14 protein-coding genes and 1 pseudogene are annotated in these 18117 nt (G+C 72.8%); 3 read left to right on the top strand and 12 right to left on the bottom strand.

All coding sequences use genetic code 11. The annotated features are described in order from the left end of the window. The 5 genes from IE180_RS35200 to IE180_RS35215 form a co-directional block, all read right to left on the bottom strand. On the bottom strand, positions 1 to 3232 hold a 3232-nt coding region (locus IE180_RS35200), incomplete at its 3' end, for a non-ribosomal peptide synthetase (protein WP_190161024.1). A 309-nt stretch (positions 3233 to 3541) separates the two neighbouring features. Further along, positions 3542 to 4204, bottom strand: coding sequence for a hypothetical protein (locus IE180_RS35205; RefSeq protein WP_229861233.1), 663 nt, complete (start codon positions 4202 to 4204; stop codon positions 3542 to 3544). A 57-nt stretch (positions 4205 to 4261) separates the two neighbouring features. Then, a complete protein-coding gene (locus IE180_RS36995; protein WP_229861235.1) occupies positions 4262 to 4732 on the bottom strand; it encodes a helix-turn-helix domain-containing protein in 471 nt (156 codons plus the stop codon). A 98-nt stretch (positions 4733 to 4830) separates the two neighbouring features. Then, complete coding sequence (locus IE180_RS35210) at positions 4831 to 5130, bottom strand: putative quinol monooxygenase (protein WP_190161025.1); 300 nt, start codon at positions 5128 to 5130, stop codon at positions 4831 to 4833. A 216-nt stretch (positions 5131 to 5346) separates the two neighbouring features. Further along, positions 5347 to 6792, bottom strand: coding sequence for a helix-turn-helix domain-containing protein (locus IE180_RS35215; RefSeq protein ID WP_190161026.1), 1446 nt, complete (start codon positions 6790 to 6792; stop codon positions 5347 to 5349). Between the two features lie 304 nt (positions 6793 to 7096). On the opposite strand from IE180_RS35215, the gene IE180_RS35220 reads away from it, so the two are divergent. Further along, complete coding sequence (locus tag IE180_RS35220; protein WP_190161027.1) at positions 7097 to 7303, top strand: hypothetical protein; 207 nt, start codon at positions 7097 to 7099, stop codon at positions 7301 to 7303. Between the two features lie 21 nt (positions 7304 to 7324). Here IE180_RS35220 and IE180_RS35225 read toward each other — a convergent pair whose 3' ends face one another. After that, positions 7325 to 10333 carry an AfsR/SARP family transcriptional regulator gene (locus IE180_RS35225; RefSeq protein ID WP_190161035.1) on the bottom strand — a complete coding sequence of 1003 codons (3009 nt, stop codon included), beginning with the start codon at positions 10331 to 10333 and terminating at the stop codon, positions 7325 to 7327. Between the two features lie 216 nt (positions 10334 to 10549). On the opposite strand from IE180_RS35225, the gene IE180_RS35230 reads away from it, so the two are divergent. Then, on the top strand, positions 10550 to 10948 hold the full coding sequence (locus IE180_RS35230; RefSeq protein WP_190161028.1) for a nuclear transport factor 2 family protein: 399 nt from the start codon (positions 10550 to 10552) through the stop codon (positions 10946 to 10948). A 392-nt stretch (positions 10949 to 11340) separates the two neighbouring features. Here IE180_RS35230 and IE180_RS35235 read toward each other — a convergent pair whose 3' ends face one another. From IE180_RS35235 to IE180_RS35250, 4 genes are all read right to left on the bottom strand, one after another. After that, complete coding sequence (locus IE180_RS35235; RefSeq protein WP_190161029.1) at positions 11341 to 12849, bottom strand: right-handed parallel beta-helix repeat-containing protein; 1509 nt, start codon at positions 12847 to 12849, stop codon at positions 11341 to 11343. A gap of 94 nt (positions 12850 to 12943) precedes the next feature. After that, the gene (locus IE180_RS35240) at positions 12944 to 13114 is read right to left on the bottom strand and encodes a hypothetical protein (protein WP_190161030.1); all 171 of its coding nucleotides are present in this window, start codon (positions 13112 to 13114) and stop codon (positions 12944 to 12946) included. A 290-nt stretch (positions 13115 to 13404) separates the two neighbouring features. Continuing rightward, entirely contained in the window at positions 13405 to 13812 is a 408-nt protein-coding gene (locus IE180_RS35245; RefSeq protein WP_190161031.1) for a hypothetical protein, read from the bottom strand. Positions 13813 to 13982: 170 nt separating this feature from the next. After that, positions 13983 to 15380 carry an APC family permease gene (locus tag IE180_RS35250; RefSeq protein WP_190161032.1) on the bottom strand — a complete coding sequence of 466 codons (1398 nt, stop codon included), beginning with the start codon at positions 15378 to 15380 and terminating at the stop codon, positions 13983 to 13985. A 451-nt stretch (positions 15381 to 15831) separates the two neighbouring features. Between IE180_RS35250 and IE180_RS35255 the strand changes: the two genes are divergently transcribed. After that, positions 15832 to 16266 carry an ester cyclase gene (locus tag IE180_RS35255; RefSeq protein WP_190161033.1) on the top strand — a complete coding sequence of 145 codons (435 nt, stop codon included), beginning with the start codon at positions 15832 to 15834 and terminating at the stop codon, positions 16264 to 16266. A 214-nt stretch (positions 16267 to 16480) separates the two neighbouring features. Here the strand turns inward: IE180_RS35255 and IE180_RS35260 are convergent, their stop codons facing one another. After that, a complete protein-coding gene (locus tag IE180_RS35260) occupies positions 16481 to 17866 on the bottom strand; it encodes an aldehyde dehydrogenase family protein (RefSeq protein ID WP_190161034.1) in 1386 nt (461 codons plus the stop codon). Between the two features lie 113 nt (positions 17867 to 17979). After that, positions 17980 to 18117: pseudogene (locus IE180_RS35265) on the bottom strand (dihydrodipicolinate synthase family protein); the annotation flags it as partial.

Consider the following 18117-nt stretch of genomic DNA (forward strand, 5'->3'; position numbering starts at 1 on the left):
ACCGCCGCTGAGCGAACGACACCGGAGCGGACTCACCCGCCCCCTCCCCCGCCACCAGCTGCGAAACGGCCCGCGCGCCCCTCTGCTCGACCAGCAGTTCCGCGAGCCCGGCGACCGTCGGACGCCCGAAGACATCCCGGATCGTCAGCCGTACACCGAACGCCTCGGCAATGTGATTCGTCAGCCGGGCCGCGAGCAGCGAATGCCCACCGAGGGCGAAGAAGCTGTCGTCGATGCCGACCGGGCCGGAGGTCTCCAGGGTCCTGCCGAACAGCGCGGACAGGATCTCCTCGGTCTCGTCGCGCGGGGCCCGGGCCGTTCCCAGGACCGTCGTCGGTGCCGGGAGCGCCCGCTTGTCGATCTTCCCGTTGGGTGTGACGGGCAGACGGTCGAGCGTGGTCAGGTACGTGGGGACGAGGTGTTCGGGCAGCCGGTCGGCGACGTGCCGGCGGATCTCGTCGGGGTCCGTCCCGCCCTCCGTGTCCCCGTCCCCGACGACGACGTAGGCGGCCAGCCTCTTCTCGTGGACGGTGACGACGGCCTGGGTGACGGCCGGGTGGGTCAGGAGGGCCGCCTCGGTCTCGCCGGGCTCGATGCGGAAGCCCCGGATCTTGATCTGGTCGTCCGCCCGGCCCTCGTACAGGAGGCGTCCGTCCCGGTCGAAGCGGGCCAGGTCCCCCGTGCGGTAGAGCCGGCTGCCGGGCGGGCCGAAGGGGTTCGGGACGAACCGGGCGGCCGTCAGGTCGGACCGGCCCAGGTAACCGTGGGCGAGGCCCTCGCCCGCCACGTACAGCTCGCCCGTCACCCCCGGGGGGCACAGGTCGAGCCGGGCGTCCAGGACGTAGGCCGGCTTGTTGACCAGCGGGGTGCCGATCGGGATCACCTGGTGGGGCTCGTCCCCGGTCCCGATGGTGTGGGTGGTGGCGTAGATCATGACCTCGGCGGGTCCGTAGCCGTTGAGGACGGCGATGCCGGGCCTGAGCCGCTGGAGCTTGTGGACGTGCGCCGGGGAGGCCGCCTCGCCCACCGTGAAGGCGGTGGTGACGGTCTCGAAGGCTTCGGGGTGCTCGTCCGTCAGGTAGTTGAAGAGGGTGGCGGACAGCAGGAGGGTCGTGACGCGGTGGCGTCGGGCCAGCTCGGTCACGAGGGCCGGCTCGGGCTTCTGTCCGGGCTGGAGGACCGCCGTGCCCCCGTGCAGCAGAGCGCCCCAGAACTCCAGGCTGAACGCGTCCCAGGACACCGGCGAACACTGGAGGTAGACCTGCTCCGGGCCGGCGGGGAGGTAGGGCTGGCCGATCAGAGTCGACACCAGGTTGCGGTGGGAGGACAGGATGGCCTTCGGGCGGCCCGTCGAGCCGGAGGTGAACATCAGGCAGGCGGGGTCGTCCGGGCCGAGCGGCAGGCCGAGGTTGCCGGGGTGGTGGGACAGGAGTTCGCCGGGGGCCTCGGTGTGGGTCGCCCAGGGGCCGGCGACGCGTTCGGCGAGCACCGGGCGGGTGACGAGGTGGCTGATGCCGGCGTCGGTGGCCGCCGAGCGCAGTCGGTCGTCGGGGAAGTCCGGGTCCAGGAGGACATGGGCGGCGCCGGTCTTCAGGACGGCGAGGAGGGCGGTGGCGAAGCGGGTCCCGCGCTCGAAGAGGACTCCGGCCATGTCGCCCCGGCCCAGGCCCCGGGAGCGCAGGTGACGGGCCCAACGGTTGGCGGCGGCGTTGAGCTCGGCGTACGTGACCTCCCCCGCCTCGTCGACGAGCGCGACCCCGTCGGGGAACCGGGCCGCCTGCTCCTCGAACCGCTCCACCAGCGTCGTGTCCACGACGTCCGCCACCGGCCCGGCCCACCGGCCCGTCAGCAGCTCGCGCTCCGCCTCCGACAGGACGTCGAGGTCGGCGACGCCGCGTCCGGTCGGGTGCTCCGTGGCGAGAACGGCGGTGAGGAAGGCGGCGAAGCGGTCCTGGTGCGCGGCGACGGCGGTGACGTCGACGCCGTCGACGGGGGTGTCGAAGTCGATGCGCAGGCCGTTCGCGGCGCCGAGGTCGAGCACGGCGACGCTGAGGTCGTCGACGGGGCCGTTGCTCACGTTGTGGTTGACCGTGGGGTGGCCGCAGACGGTGAGCTCTCCGTGGAAGCCCATGATGTTGAGGACGGGCGTGGCCAGTCGCCGGGAGCCGTCGACGACGCCGGCGTCGCGGCAGAGGTCCTCGTACCGGGTCAGCTGGTGGCGCAGTCCGTGCTTGACCTCGGCTCCCACCGAGCGGACCAGTGCGGCGAGCGAGTCCTCGGGGTTGATCCGGATCCTCAGCGGGACCACGTTCGACGCCATGCCCGGGGTGCTGCGGGCGAGCCGGGAGGTCCTGCCGGTGACCGGGAGGGCGATCATCAGCTCCGTGCGTCCGGTGACGCGGTGCAGGTAGGCCGAGAACAGGGCCACGAGGAGGACGGACCAGGTGGCGCGCTCGCCGCGTGCGACCGCGCGGAGCCGGTCGGCGTCCGCCGGGGACACCCGTACGCTGCGCCGGGCGAAGGGCAGGCCGCCGTGCGCGGCCGTCGCCCGGCCGGTGCCCCGGACGAGGCCGGCGGGTGCGTCGGGTGCGCCGGCGAGGTGCTCCCGCCAGGCGGCGCGCTCGGCGGCGGCCTCCTCGGAACGCCGGTACTCCGCGTCCTCGGCGAGCAGTTCCGGCAGGCTCCCGAACGGGGAGGGTCCCCAGGGTTCGCCCGCGACGGCCTGCTCGTACAGCTCGATCAGCCGGGCGAGCGCCATCGACACGCCCACGCCGTCGACGACCAGGTGGTGGAATCCGTAGAAGTAGAAGTACCTGTCCTCGGCGAGCCTGATCAGCGCGCAGCGGACCGGCGGCCGGCCGGTGAGGTCGAAGGGGGCGCAGATCAGTGCGTCGACGAGCTCCCAGGCCGCGGCCTCGGGGTCGTCCGCGGCGCTCACGTCGGTGAAGGGCAGGGTGCGCGACCCGGCGTCGGTGTCGACCAGCTGCCACACCTGCTCGCCGTCGTCCTCGAAGCGGCTGATGCGGAGGAAGTCCGCCTCCTCGACGAGCCGGCGCCAGGCCGCGGCCATCAGGTCCGGGTCCACGGGGCCGTTGATCTCACGGCACTCGGCGACGTTGTACTTCACGCCGGTGGGGTCGAGGGCGTGTGCCGTCCAGATGTCACGCTGGGCCACCGAGAGCGGCAACCGGACGGCAGCCGGAGCGGGTGCGACGGGCGTGTCGAACGGCATGAGGGGCTCCTGTGGAGGTCACGGCGGAGGAGGGAGGAAGAGCGGCACGGGCTCGGGCGGGGCAGTCGCCATACAACCCGTGGGCCGGGGCCGGGAGCGGCAGTTGGTCCGGCGGTACGCCAGCGGTTCGGCGGTGGAGCGGCAGTCGGGCGGCAGCGGTTCCGGCAGTGGTGCCGACGCCGTCCGGTATGCCACCGCCGTTCATCGGATCGGCGTCCCCGCGGCGTCCCCGCGGCGTCCTCGCGGCGTCGGCGTGGAAGCGGCCGCGTTCGGCTAAGGGGCCGGCTCCGGAAGCCCTTCGGGGCCTGATCATGTTCCTGGCCGGCCAGAGGATTGTTCCTGGTGATCGGTGGTGGGCCGGTCGAGCCTGGCCAGCAGATCGTTCAGGTCGGAGGTGGTGAACTTCCACGGGAACGGCTGTGCTGTGGCGTTGTAGCGGTCTTCGAATGCTCGGAGCCGGTCCCCGACCTGGGTCAGGTCGGGGAAGCCGTTGGGCGAGACGACCTTGTACTGGACGACGGAGAAGGAGATCTCCACCTGGTTCAGCCATGAAGCGTGAACTGGGGTGTGGACCATGACCGCGTTCGGGAACGCGCTGGTCAGCCGGTCGGCGGCCTTCTGCCCGCGAGGGGAGGAGCCATTGCCCACGATCCAGAACACCCGTTTGGCGCTCGCGTAGGGTTCCTGGCTCACAACCTGGGCGACCAGGTTCATGAACGGAGCGATGCCGGTGCGCGGCTCGGTACGGTCGAACACCCGGGCGCGGTGGACGTCGTAGGCGGGGCGAGACAGGCCAGGGCGCCGCCGCGGCCGTAGGTGTGGTTCACCCGCACGGCTCGGGCCTGCCCGGGGGGCGAGCGTGGGGTGGCAGCGGCAACGGGCCTGGATGGAGGTCTTCTCGTCCGCGCTGATGACGTACTCGTTCCCGCCGAGCGGGATGCCCTGCCAGGAGCGCGTGTACAGGTCCAACACACGCTCGGCCTCGGCGCGGAAGTCGGGGTCGGTGATGAAGGTCCAGGAGCGGTGCTGTCAGGGTTTGAGCGCGTCGGTGGTGAGCCGGCGGCCTACGGTGGACGCGGAGACGGAGCCGGTGATGCCGCGCGCGGCCAGTTCGGTGGCCAGTTCCGGGCACGACCAGCGCGCCGGCGGCACCTGGGTCTCGGCAGACAGGCGGCAGGCCAACGCTTTGGCCTCGGTCACCTGCGACGGAGTGCAGGACGGCGGCCGCCCCGACCGCTCACGGCCGTTCAAGCCGCGCAGGCCCCGCTCGGCGGCGCGCAGGGCTATCGGGCGGGCGGCGGCAGCGGGCAAGGCAGGCAGGCCGATCGGGAGACGCGGATCACGACGGATTGCGGCCTGCCGCCCCTGGCCGCAGCAGGAAACGGCCGCATATCCGTGACCGCGGCGCCTTCGCCCAGAGGGAGGCGGAGCCGGCCGACAGCGAGCGGAGCGAGCTGATGCGCCTGCGCCACACGGACACCGGCGCCAGATGGGGCTCACCCTCCTCCCCGGCCGACCGCGACCGCCACGAGGACGCCGTCCCGGCGAGCGAACCCGTAGCGGGCCAAGATCCCTGACCGGGCGGTACGCACCCGCGGTCAGATGCCGAGACCGCCCGCGACGCGCGTCTCCTGACGAGTGAACTCACCCGTCAACAACGGCATTACCTTGCCGATGGAAGCCTTCACTTCGGGCAGCTGCAACGACGCGGCGTGATGCTCCTTGCTCTCCCACACCTCGCTCACCCACACGGTGTCCTCGTCGGTGGCCGATTCGGTCACGACATAGAGATCACATCCCGCCTCGCGTAGACCGTCAGCGCCGGCAACGAGTACGGCGACCACCTCCGCGCGGTGACCGGGTTTGACCTTCATCGAACCGATGTAGCCGTAGCGCATGTCACTCCTCTTGATCACGAACAAGACGCGCACGCGAGTTTATCGGACTTGTGTTCGAATACGTGGCATATTGCGGATCTTCCCGCTGCCCGCCACATCTCTAAGCGAACTACCGTCCAGCCTATGACCGTTGGTCTGCGACCACCGCTACCTGACCAGAGACCCGCACGACACCGCCTTCGGAGTTAATCCCCGAAGGACTTCCGAAGCCGACCACTAAGGGGCCGTGGCCGGGGAAGCGGTCACGGTCGCCGAAGGAGTCGTGGCCGGGGAAGCGGTCGCCGTCGCGGAAACGGTCGGGAGCGTGGTCGCCGTCGCCGTGGCGGAAGCGGTCGTCGTCGACGTCGCGTCCGCCGCGAGGGCGCGCACCACGCTCAGTACGCGGAACGCGGAGCGGCCGCCGTCCGTGCCGGACCGGATCACGCCGCTGACCAGCAGGTCGCGGACCATGCGCCCGCAGTGCGGCAGGGGCATGCCGGTCAGCCGGACGACGTCCTCCAGGACGAACGCGTCCTCGCCCGGGGCGCACAGCGCGCCGATCAACCGCCGGTGGCCGTCGGGGAGCGCGGCGAGCGTGCGGGCGACGCGCTCGCGGAGGCGGGAGCCGGACCGGCCGTCGGCGAGGTGGTCGAGCAGGGACGCCGGGTCGGACTCGACGATGCCGCGCAGTGTGGTCAGGTCGCAGACGGTGAGCCAGGAGGCCGCCGCGGCGAGCGCGAGCGGGTGGCCGTCGAGGCGGTGGCTGACCCAGGCGATGTCCGCGTGGACGCGTTCGTCGGGGACGATGTCGGGTCGGACGTGGCGGAGGCGGCTGAGGAAGAACCGGGCGGCGGGCGCGTCGGGGCGGATGCCGTCGGAGGGGTCCGGTGCCTCCAGCGGGGAGAGGAGGAAGAGGCGTTCGCCGGGGACGTTCCAGGGTTCGTCGGCGGTGACGAGGAGGCGGAGGCCTGGCAGTTCGCGCAGCAGCCGGCTCAGGCGGTGGAAGTCGAGGAGGGCGGTGTCGACGCCGTCGAGGACGAGGAGCACCGCGCGGTCGCCGAGCGCGCCGGACAGTTCGGGGGCCAGGTCGTCGGCCCGGCCGTCGCCGTGGAGGAAGGCGGCGCAGTCGGCCGTCAGGGCGGCGAGCCGGCCGTCGCAGGCCGGCAGGCAGTCGGCGACCGCCCCGGGGGCGGTGTGCCACAGGACCGGGAAGCCGGCGTCGTGCAGCCGGGCCGCCGCCTCCAGGGCCAGTCTCGTCTTGCCGACGCCGCTCAGTCCGACGACGGTGATCAGGCGTTCGGTTCCGGAGCGCAGTTCCTCGGTGAGGACGGTGGATTCGGCGGCCCTCTCGATCAGCGGGTGCAACGGTACGGGCGGGGCCGGCCGCTCGGTGACGAGGTCGCCGGGTCCCGCGCCGCCCCGGTGTCCGCGTCGCACCGCGTCCTCGAGGGCCGTGCGGGCCCGGGGACCCAGGCGCAGGCCGTCGGCGATCAGTCGGATCGTGTCGGCTCTGGGGCGCTGTGCCTTCCCCTTCTCCAGGTCGCGGATGGCGCGGACGCTGATGGTGGAGAGGTCCGCCAGTTCCTGCTGGGTCAGGCCGATGCGGAGCCGATGGCCGCGTATGAGGGTGCCGAGTGCGGCGGTGGCCGTCACGGTGTCCTCGGGGGAGAGACCGGTCGTCATGAGAAGCTCCCGCTGGTCGAGTTGGGGCGGGCCTTCCGTCGGCGCCCGGTCGGGCCGCCGGCCGGGGCTTCGCCTCGCCGTCTGCTGGGATCCATCGTCCGGACGCGACTATTCAGGGGGCATCCCGGCACTAAGGGCGGACGACGGGGTGGTGATAGCGGCCCGGGGCCCCGTGATAGCGGTGCGGGCGGGATGCCGTTCCGTGATAGCGGGGTGATAAGGCAGCGGGCGGTGCCGTGAATCCGGGTGTTCCTAACGTGGTGGTCACAAGGAAACGCCGCACACCACCGAGAGGCAGGATCCGATGTCCTACACCGCCACCGCCGCCCGCAAGTCCGTCCGCGCCGCCGTCACCGCCGCGCTGATCGTGATCCTGACGGGGGCGGGCGTCCAGGCGAGCTGGGCCGACGGGGCCACGGGCACCACCGACACCACCCCGGTCTGCACGACGACGGTCACGGCCACCGGCACCGTCACCACGTGCAGCACCGACAACAACCCCTGGGACTGACCCCGGCCGGGAGGTCCGCGCTCAGCAGCCGGTCGCGAGCAGCCTCTCCGCCTCGGCGAGTTCCCGCCCCATGCGCCGCTCGCGGAACACCTCGACCGCGGGAACGAGCAGTTCCCGGGAACGTCCGGGCTCCGCGTCGAGGAGACGTGCGAGGTCAAGGCGCGCCAGTGCGCCACCGCCGAAATCCATGACCCCCTCCCGCGCGGCCACCGCGCGGTCGTAGAAGTCCCTGGCCCGGTCGGGACGGCCCATGATGACGAAGGCGTGTCCCAGGTCGCGGAGCAGATGCCCCTCCCCGATGACGTCGCCGGAGTCCCGGCAGAGCTCCAGCACCTCCGTGAAGGTCAGGACCGCCAGGTCGCTCCGGCCCTGTTCGAGCAGCAGCTGCCCGACGCGCCGCAGTGTTCTCGCCCGGCCGCCGGTGTAACCGACCCCTTCGTAGATGTCCAGCGCCTCGTCCAGCTGTTTCTGCGCCTCCGTGATCTCGCCCTGCCGCATCCGGATGTGCGCGCTCTGGGTCAGGACGATCGCGCGGCCCACCACGTCGCCCGCCCGGTCGAAGTCGGCCAGGGACCGCCGGTACAGCTCCAGGGCCCCGGCGTCGTCGCCGCTCGTGCGGGCGATGAGCGCCATGTCGCGCCGGCACAGCGCCTCGCCCATCGGCTCGTCCAGCGCCTGGAAGACGTCGAGTGCCGAGTTCAGGGCCTGGCGTGCCGTGTCGAACTGGTTGCGGCTCATGTAGAGCGAGCCGAGCGAGGCCCGTATCGCGGCGGTTCCCCGCAGGTTCCCCGCCTTGCGGACGGCGGCCAGCGCGCTCAGGTGGGTCTGTTCCCACAGGTCGTAGTGGCCGCGCACCTCGAAGAGGGTGACGAGCGAGGTCGCGAGGTCCCAGCTGAGGTCGTGGAGACCGGCGTCCGCGGTGTGTTCGACCATCCCGCACAGGGAGGCCTGTTCGGCGTCGAGCCAGGCCAGCGGGTCGGCGAGCACCTCGTCCGTGTAGGAGGCGGGGGGTTCCCAGCGGGGCGCGTCGCCGTGCAGGACGGTGAAGTCCCCGCCGTACACCTTGCGGTGGGCCTGCTGGGCGAGGTGCATCCAGCCGCCCGCCATCCGGGCGAGCGCCTCCTGTCGTGCCTCGGGCGTGTGGTGTGCGGCCAGCTGTTCCCGCGCGTACACGCGGATGATCTCGTGGAAGCGGTAGCGGAAGCCGCCGGTGCGTTCCACTCCGGCGACGTCCAGCATCTGCACGTCGACCAGCGGTTCCATCAGGTCCGAGGGGAAGGGGCGGTGGTCGTCGAGCAGCGCGCCCGCCAGCCAGCTCGGCAGGGTCGGTGCCTGCGCCATGCTCAGGAGCCGCAGCAGCCGGCGGTCCTCCGGCGCCAGGCCCTCGTAGGTCAGCGACAGGCTGGCGCGCATCGTCATCTCGCCGTGGGCCAGTTCGTCGAGGCGGTGCCGCTCGTTGGCGAGTCGCTGCACCATGGACGCCAGGGTCCAGTGCGGGCGGGCCGCGAGCCGGGCGGCGACGATCCGCAGGGCCAGCGGGAGCCGTCCGACCGTGCGGACCAGGGCTTCCGCGGCCGCGGCCTCGCCGGCGACCCGTTCCCGCCCGACGATCCTGGACAGCAGTTCGAGCGCCCGGTCCTCGGCGAGCACGTCGAGTTCCACCCGGTGCGCGCCGGGCAGGGCGGTGAGGCGGGCCCGGCCGGTGACGAGGACGGCACAGCCCCGGCTGCCGGGCAGCAGCGGCAGCACCTGGCCCTCGCCGGCGGCGTCGTCGAGGACGACCAGGACGCGCCGGGAGGCCAGTCGGGTGCGGTACATCTCGGCGCGCTCGTCGAGGGATTCGGGGATCAGCTGGCCGGGGATGCCGAGCGCGCGCAGGAACCGGCCCAGGACCTCCTCGGGGGTGGCCGGGGTGCCGGTCGTCCCGCGCAGGTCGCAGTAGAGCTGGCCGTCGGGGAAGCCGGTCTCGGAGAGCATGTGGGCGGCGTGCACGGCGAGGGTCGACTTGCCGGTGCCGGGCTTGCCCGTGATCGCGGCGAGCCCCACGGTGGTGCGGCCCGGCCGTCCGGTCAGCGCTTCCTCCAGTGCGGCGAGCTGGCCGGCGTCGGACACGAAGTCGGCGACGGCGGCGGGGAGCTGGTGCGGTACGGCGTCCTGCCGCAGGGCTTCCGGGGGCGGTGGGGCGGCGGCCGGCCCGGGGTCCTCCTCGGGTTCCGTTCCCGCCGTCTCCTCCTCGGTCCTGTCCGCCGGTACGCGTACGGGGGCGGGCGCGGCGGGCGCGGGGAGCCGGCCGGCGAGGATCGCCGCCTCCAGTTCCCTGAGCTCCCGGCTGGGTTCGAGCCCGAGTTCCTCGGCGAGGAACCGCCGGGCGGTGCGGAAGGCCTCCAGCGCCTCGGCCTGCCGCCCCGACCAGTACAGGGCCTGGATCAGCTGGCCGCGCAGCTTCTCCCGCAGCGGGTGTTCGTGGGTGAGCCGCTGCAGTTCGCCCACGAGGCCGTCGTACCGTCCGAGTTCGAGCTCCAGTTGGATGCGGAGTTCGACGGCGGTCAGACGTTCCTCGTTGAGCTGTCGGGCCTTGTTCGCCAGCGGGCCGCTGTCGAGGCCGGACAGGCAGTCGCCCTGCCACAGCGTCACCGCGTCCCTCAGCAGCCGTACGGCCCGGTCGAGTTCGCCGCGCTCGCGCAGTCGGCGGGCCCGTAAGACCAGGCCGGTGAAGAGCGCGGCGTCCACGTTGCCCGCGTCGGTGTGCAGCACGTATCCCGGGGGCCGGGTCGTGATCGAGACCTCGCCGTCCGCGCCGGCGAGGAGTTTGCGCAGCCGCGACACGCAGATCTGCACCTGGGTGCGGGCGGTCTCCGGCGGGTTGTCCTCCCAGATGAGGTCCACCAGGTGGTTCGTGCTGACCACCCGGTTCGTCTCCAGGAGCAGCGCCGCGAGGATCACCTCCTGGCGCCCGGGCGGGAGCCGCAGCGGCCCGTCGGGGCCGTGGACCTGCAGCGGTCCGAGGACCCTGAAGGCGAGGGGCGACATGTCCGGGAGTTCCTGGGATCTGTCCCCGATGTCGTCCGTCACCGATTCCCCCACCAAAAGAAACGAGTTGACACCTCAGGTCCGAGTGAGGACAGTCTCCACAACCACCCCCGCCCTGTCCATGCCGTGAAGATCCCGGTCGGAGATAGAGGGGGGATAACGCGGAGTTGGCGGCTCCCCCCAGAATCCTGGCCGAGAGTGAAAGGGGCTCAGCCGTTGAACCGCCAAGATGACACGAGCACCGGGTTGCCGGGACCGGCCGACCTGGTCACGGCCGCCGGGATCGACCACGTCCGCCTGGTCTACGACTACCTGGACGCCGGTGACCTGGACTCGTGCGCCTCCCTGCTGCACGACGGCGTGGTCCTCGAACTGCCGGGGGCGCCTCCGGCCCGTGGCCGTGCGGCGGTCCTGCACACCCGTTTCGGGCGCACGCTGCCGCGGGCCCGTTACGAGATCGACCGGGTCGTGGGCCAGGACCGCAGTGTGGTGGCGACGGGGCGCCGCGTGGTGCCGGGCACCGGCGGGCAGGACCTGCGCTTCGTCGACCTCTTCACGATCGCCGACGACGGGATGGTCCTCGCCTGCACCCGGTACTACCACGTGGCGCCGTGAGCGGCGCCCGGCTCCGTTCGTGGTGGTGGGAGCTGCCCGAGGGGCAGGGCGTGACCCGGTACGTGTACGTCGTCGACGGGGCGAGTCCGTTGTCGGAGTACGTCCTGCGCAGCGGCTCCCCCACCGTGGCGACGGTTGCGGTGGACCCGGTAGCCGGAGACGTCGGACGACGGCGTCACCGATGGCGAGCGCCACCCCGGGGGCGTGGGCGACGGACCGGCGGCGGCTCAGAGCCATGCCCTTTCCCTCTCCGGGCCGCCGGACGGGCTGTCGGCTGCCGCCCCGACGGCCCACGCTGAGCGACGGGCTCAGGGTGACCGCCGGACGACCCGCAATCGGACGGTCGGCCCTGGAGCGGCACGTCGCGGGCCGTCGCGCACCGGATCGCGCTTTCAGAGCCCCGGCCCGTTGTACGCCCCGCGGTGCGGCTTCGTGGTCGCGCTCACCGGGTTCGCCCAGTAGTCGCGGCCTCCGTTCCCGCTGATCACGGAGCCGTTGTTCAGTGCGGGGGACGTGGCGCGCAGCTTGTAGCCGTCGGCGGAGTGGATCGTGTCGCCGCCGGTTCCCGGGTTCACGAACTGCGGGTCGCCGGCGATGCCGTTGGCGGTGGGCCGGGGCACGCCCTGGAAGACGTTCCACAGCCAGGAGATCCCGGCCCCGGTGGGCAGTCGGGAGTCGCCGGTCCCCACCCAGATGTTGTTCTCGACGACGCTCTCGTCGGGGAGGGTGATGCTGAACTTCCTGTCCGTGCAGTAGAGGACGTTGTTGTAGAGGTGCAGCGCGGAGCGTCCGGCGCTGACGCTGCTCATGCGGCAGTCGTTCTCGGAGATGTTGTAGCGGATGACCTGCCGGGCGCCGCCGATGGTGCCGCAGCCGTCGCAGTCGAGGAAGAAGCCGCCGATGTTGTCGCGGCTGAAGTTGTACTGGATCGTGCAGGTGCCGGTGTTGCCCCAGTCGCAGTCGAAGGCCTGGCTGTCGGCCACGGACATCCGCGTGATGCCGTGCACGGCGTTCTTCTGGATGGTCGGGTCGTGGTCGCCGAGCACCCAGATGCCGGCGAAGTTGCCGCCGGAGAAGGGGTAGACGCCGTTGCCGACGCCGGAGGCGTTGTTGTACTGGATCATGGGGGCCTCGGCGTAGCTGGCGATGATGCCGTCGCCGCCGACGTCCTCGACGGTGTTGTTCTCGATCAGGACTCCGGTGCCCTTGACGGCCATGGCGCCGACGCGGATCTTGAGGCCGCCGCCGCCGGTGTTGCTGATCCGGTTGTCGTGGACGTGGACGTCGTGGAGGGTCGAGTTCGTGCCGCTCGCGCCCGTGACGATGCCGGCGGACTGGACGAAGTCCTCGGTGGTGGGGCTGTTCTTGTTCGTCTGGCCGGCCACCCGGTCGATGACGAGGTTGCCGATGTCGAAGCCGCGGTGGGCCGTTCCGTCGGTGGCGGAGATCCGCAGGCCGGTGCGGCGGGCGAGGGTGGAGGCGGGGTTGGTGAGCTTGAGGTCGCTGATCCGCCAGTGGTCCTGGTTGGTGAGGGAGACCGCGTCCGGGGCGCCGCCGCCGTCGATCACGGGCAGGTCGCCGGTTCCGTAGGCGGTGAGGTCGACGGGGGCGGCGGCGGTGCCGCTGCCCCGGGGGGCGAGGGCGCCGGTGCAGGTGGTGCCGGCGGCGAAGGCGAGCGTGTCGCCGGGGCCGTACGTCCTGGCGTTGGCCTGTCCGATGCTGTTGAACGGCGCCGCCTGGCTGCCGTTCCCGGGGGTCGCCCGGGAGCAGTCCACATGGGTGACGCTTCCCGTGGCCTCGGCGGGCGCACCGGGCAGGGCGGCGGTTCCGCCGAGCGCGAGGGCGGCGGCGACGAGCGCGCGGAGCGTCGTCCGCCGCGCGGGCAGGGCTCTGAGGGTCATGGCGCAACAACCTTTCTGGCGGTCGGGTGCGGCCAGAAGCTAGGTGTGGCGGGTGATCGAGTCAATGCGTTCTTGTCGATTGATCGAGTTTCGATCAGAAGGTGGATGACCGGTCGATCCCGGTACTCGCGTACGGCGTCCCCTCGGGCGACAGCGTCTTCGGCCGCGCCCCACCCGGGTCGGTGTCGCGCGGGACGGGGGCGTACGGATGCGGGTCGCGGATGTGGCGGCCACGGAGGCCGCCGTCGATGAACTCGTTCCGCACCTGTTCGACGGGGCCGGCGACGCCGGGGCCCTCCGCCTGCCCGGCAACGCCCTGCCGGAGGACCTCTTCCGCGTGAGCGCGGCCATGCCGGTGGCCGTGCCGTTCCTGCTCCGGTCTCGTGGCCGACCCCCACCTCGCGATCGCCGTGCGAACCGGCCTCGCCGGCAGGTCCGCCGGACGACGAGTCCCTTCCGGACGGCCCGCCCGGCGCGGACGGGTGCGAGCACCTCCGGACGGCCGGGGCTCCGCGCTGGGACGCGCCTCCGCTCCCGGCCGTCCACGGGGCCCGGTCAGACGCCGGCGGCGGCCGGCACGAGCCGGAGGCGGCAGGCTTCCAGCGCGCTGTCGACATGGGCGCCGAGTCCCGGCCCGGGGGCCAGTACGGAAAGGCGGTGCATGGTCAGCACCGCGTCCCAGGCCGTCGTCCTGGCCAGGGCCGACGCGCCCCAGGAGACGTCTTCGAGATGGGTCCAGAGGTGGGCGCCGAAGCCCAGGTGAATCGTTCCTGCCCGGGATTCCTCCTCGTCGAGGGCGCGACGCGCCGCCGTCAGGAAGGCCACGGCGTCCTCGGGGCCGAGCGCCGAGACGACGACCCGGAGGAGGGAGGCGGTCAGGGACGTGACCTCGGCCCAGTCGGCCGCGTCACCGAAGCGCTCGTACAGGCGTGCGTTCAACAGGTGTTCCATGTCGGTGGTCATGCATGCACAGATACGTTTCCGCCGCCCGTGCCGCCCGTCACGACACGCGGGAGGCGGGGTCCGCCCCCCGTACGGAGTGATCGTCGTACCCGCCGGCGCCGGCCGGGGCACGCCGAAGGGCCGGGGCGCTCTCCGCGCTCCGGCCCCCGGGCGGGACGGTGTGGTCGGGGTCAGACCTGGTCGTCCTCCGGGATGCTGACCAGCCAGCGGGTCTCCTTGCGCGGCCGCAGGTACAGCGCCCAGTAGAGGGTGGCCACCGCCGTGATGCCGCCGGTCCACAGCAGGTACTCGACGTCCTGCATGTACAGGATGTACGCCATGACTCCGATGAGCACCACCGGGACGGCCGGCCACAGCGGCATGCGCCACGCCGCGATCTCGCGGTGCGCGCCGCGGCGGCTGAACAGGGCCGCCACGGCCACCAGCAGGTACATGCCGGTCACGGAGACGCCGGTGACGCCGTAGAGGGTGTCGAGGTTGACGAAGCAGAGGGCCGCGCCCGGCACGCCCACGACCAGGGTGGCCACCCACGGGGAGCCGAAGCGGCCCAGGCGGGACAGGGCGTTGTTGACGGGCTCCGGCCAGGCCTTGTCGCGGGCGGAGGCGAACAGCACGCGGGAGTTCTGGATGACCATGACGATGCCGGCGTTGATGATGGCCAGCGCGACGCAGAGGCTGATGAAGGTGCCGACGGCGGAGTTGGACCAGGCCGCGATCATGCCGCTGATGTCACCGCCGGTGAGGGTCTCCAGGTCGCCGGCGCCGAGGGTGATGGCGACGACGGGGACCAGGATGACGGCGGTCGAGATGGCGAGGGTGGCGAGCACGGTGCGGGCCACGTTCTTGCGGGGGTTCTCCAGCTCTTCGGAGAGGTAGACGGCCGTCGAGAAGCCCTGGGTGATGAAGAGGGCGATGGCGAGGCCGGAGACGACCATGGCGCCGGTGACGAGCGAGTGCGAGCCGCCCTCGGCGGCGACCTGGCCGTGGACGAGGGAGCCGACGCCGCGCTCGGAGTGGGCGAAGCCGAGGATCGCGACGATTCCGGCCGCGATCACTTCGAGGACGAGGAAGATGCCGGTGATCCAGGCGTTGGCGCGCAGGTCGAGGAGGCCCGCGAGGGTCGCGAGGAGCATGACGCCGGCGCCGGCGAGGGGGGCGGGGATGTGCACCAGGGGCGCGAGGTAGTCGGCGGTCCCCATGGCGATCACCGGTGGCACGATCATCACGACCAGCAGGGACAGGACGAACACCAGCCAGCCCGCCAGGCGGCCCGAGAGGGTGGAGACGATGGCGTACTCGCCGCCCGCGCTGGGGATCAGGGTGCCCAGCTCGGAGTAACAGAACGCCACGCCGATACAGAGCAGCGAGCCGATCGCGATGGTCAGGGCGGCGTACGTGCCGACCCCGTCGAAGAGGTCCGGCACGACCACGAAGAGGGTGGAGGCGGGCGTCACGCACGACAGCGTGAGCAACGTACCGCCCACGACACCGATGGAACGCTTGAGCTTCTGCGGCACGGGTTCGGTCTGCGGGGCCAACGCGTGCGGCGCGCTGAGGGTGTCGGTCATCAGGCGGTTCCGATCGATGTGAGCGGTGATTCTGAGCGGGAGCGGTATCGCCTCCGGGGCGGCTGGTGGTCAGGTGGTTCCATGGGCTCCCGGGCTGAATGGAAGCGCGAGCAGAACCGCAGGTCAATGGCATGCCTCCTGCGGAATCCGTTGTTCCGACACGCCCGGACGGGGCCCGGTGGCGTCAAGAGGGCGTCAAGACGGCCGAAACGCTCCGTGCGGGAACCGCAGCGCACCGGGGAGGACTTTTCCCGCGCTTTACCGCCGATCCACATTCCGGAATACCGGGCGCACCCCCCGGAACCGCCGCATTCGGTCCCGTGCCGCTCCGCGCCGTGTCACGTTTCCGGCCGCCGTGTCGTCGTACCGCCGAGACGTCCTTGTCCGAAACGCGTCCGGAACGTCTCCGGGACGCGTCCCGGAGACGTTCCGGAACAGAAGGAGAAGCCCCATGACGACAGCCGAGGCGACCCGCAACATCGCCGTGCTCCACCGCTTCCACTCCGCCACGAACAGCGGCGACCCGGACCGCGTCGCGCGGGCCGTCGACGAGTTCACCGCGCCGGACGTGATCTTCCACGCGCCGGTGCCGATGGGCGGGACCGGCGCGGAGGCCATGAAGCGGGTGTGGGAGGCGCTCCTTCGCGCGTTCCCCGACATCCACGTCACCGTCGAGGAGACGGTCGCGGAGGGCGACAGGGTCGTCTCCCGGAACACGGTGACCGGCACCCACCTGGGCGACTACCGGGGCCTGCCACCCACCGGCAAGCGCGTCACGTACGGCGAGATCTTCGTCCTCCGCTTCGTGGACGGCCGGATCGCCGAGATCCGGGGCGTCGTGGACGTCCTCGCCCAGCTCCGCCAGCTCGGCGCCCTCCCGTCCTGACGGGGGCCGAGGGGGAGCGGCCCCCGTCCCCCGCGCCGGGCCGGCCGGACGCGCTCCGGATCGGCACCGTCGCGGGCGGCACCGTCGGGCCCGACGCGCCGGTCACCGACGTCATCGGCTCGCCGGAGTCCGCCGTGCCCGCTCAGCCGTGGAGCAGCCGCCAGGTGGTGAGGGCGAGTCGCGCGCGGGTCAGGCCCGTGGGGCGGGGTCGGGATCAGGCCGCCGGTCCCGCCGGGGTCAGGGTGTACGTCCGGCCGGAGGTGTAGAACTCCAGGGCCGCCCCGCCCTGCTCGCGCGGCCCGTGGCTGGAGCCCTTCGACCCCCCGAAGGGCAGGTGGAAGTCGACCCCGGTGGAGGGGGCGTTGACCCGGATCATCCCGGTGTCGAGCAGGTCGAGGCCGTGCAGGGCGGTGTTCAGGTCCGCCGTGTGGACCGAGGTCACCAGGCCGTACGGGACGGAGTTGGTGATCCGGACCGCGTGCGCGACGTCGTCGGCGGGGAGCAGCGAGGCGACCGGACCGAAGACCTCCTCGCGCAGCAGCCGGTGCCCGGGGGACACCTTCTCCACCAGGGTCGGGGCCGCGTACCAGCCGTGCCCGTCGGGGGCGGTGCCGCCGGCGAGCACGGCGAGCCCCCGGCAGGCGTCGAGCACCCGGTCGCGGGCGCTCTCCTGGATGAGCGGCCCGCACACGGTGGCGGGGTCGGCCGGATCGCCGACCGGGAGGGCCCGCAGGGCCTCGGAGAGGGCCTCGCGCAGCGGTTCGAGGGCGGCGCCGACCGCGATGACGCGGCTGGTGGCGGTGCACTTCTGGCCGGCGTATCCCGCGATGGAGGCGGCGATGTGGCCGGCGGCCTGCTCGATGTCCGCGTCGGGCAGGACGACGGCCGCGTTCAGGCCGCCCATCTCGGCCTGTGCCGGGATGCCCCGGGCGGCCGCGGCCCCGGCCACTGCCCGGCCGACGGGGGTGGAGCCGGTGAAGGAGACGACGTCGGCGGCCGAGACGAGCGCGTTGCCTTCGGTGGCGCCGCCGGGGAGGACGGTGAACACCCCTTCCGGAACGGCCTGCCGCACGATCTCGCCGAGGCGCCGGGCGCAGGCGGTGGCCTCGGGCGCGGGCTTGAGGACGACCGTGTTCCCCACGGCGAGCGCCGGGGCCGCCTTCCAGGTCGGGATGGCGAAGGGGAAGTTCCAGGGGGTGATGAGCGCTGCCACGCCGTGCGGCCGGCGCCGGGTCAGCAGCAGGCCGGCGCCCGCCGAGGTCTCGTGGACGGAGCCGGTGGGCGCGAAGGGGGCCTGGGCGTAGTAGCGCCAGATCGCGGCGGTGCGGGCCACCTCGGCCCTGGCCTCGGAGAGCGGCTTGCCCACCTCGCGCACGGCGAGCCCGGCCAGTTCGTCGGCCGCCGCCTCGACGGCGGTGGCGACCGCCCCCAGGGCGGCCGAGCGTGCGGCGGCTCCGGCCAGCAGCCAGCCGGGCTGCGCGGCACGGGCCCGTTCGACGGTGTCGACGGCCGCGAAGGCACCCGGGGCGGGGATCCGCAGGAGCACGTCGGCCGGGTCGGCCGGGTTGCGCGAGACGAGGGGGAGGAGTGCGTCGGTCACGGGAGGAGTCCTCCGGGAAGGGGTCGTTCGGGTCGCGGAAGTGCGGTGGGGCGCCGGCGCCGCACGACCGCCGGCGGCGGGGCGCCGGCGGCGGGGCGACGGTCGGGCGGGGGTCAGCGGTGGCCGTCCGCCACCGCCTTCTCCGTGGCGGCGCGGACGACGGCCTCCTGTCCGGGCGCGAGCGGGTGGCGTGGCGGCCGGGTGGGGCCGCCGGGGCGGCCGGCGAGGTCCATGGAGAGTTTGATCGCCTG

The organism is Streptomyces litmocidini, assembly GCF_014649755.1.
GTDB lineage: Bacteria > Actinomycetota > Actinomycetes > Streptomycetales > Streptomycetaceae > Streptomyces > Streptomyces litmocidini.

Excerpts from the sequence above, each read along its gene's own strand:
- IE180_RS35210 (WP_190161025.1), bottom strand. The coding sequence starts at position 5,130 with ATGCGCTACGGCTACATCGGTTCGATGAAGGTCAAACCCGGTCACCGC.
- IE180_RS35215 (WP_190161026.1), bottom strand. The coding sequence starts at position 6,792 with ATGACGACCGGTCTCTCCCCCGAGGACACCGTGACGGCCACCGCCGCA.
- IE180_RS35220 (WP_190161027.1), top strand. The coding sequence starts at position 7,097 with ATGTCCTACACCGCCACCGCCGCCCGCAAGTCCGTCCGCGCCGCCGTC.
- IE180_RS35225 (WP_190161035.1), bottom strand. The coding sequence starts at position 10,333 with ATGTCGCCCCTCGCCTTCAGGGTCCTCGGACCGCTGCAGGTCCACGGC.
- IE180_RS35235 (WP_190161029.1), bottom strand. The coding sequence starts at position 12,849 with ATGACCCTCAGAGCCCTGCCCGCGCGGCGGACGACGCTCCGCGCGCTC.
- IE180_RS35245 (WP_190161031.1), bottom strand. The coding sequence starts at position 13,812 with ATGACCACCGACATGGAACACCTGTTGAACGCACGCCTGTACGAGCGC.
- IE180_RS35250 (WP_190161032.1), bottom strand. The coding sequence starts at position 15,380 with ATGACCGACACCCTCAGCGCGCCGCACGCGTTGGCCCCGCAGACCGAA.
- IE180_RS35255 (WP_190161033.1), top strand. The coding sequence starts at position 15,832 with ATGACGACAGCCGAGGCGACCCGCAACATCGCCGTGCTCCACCGCTTC.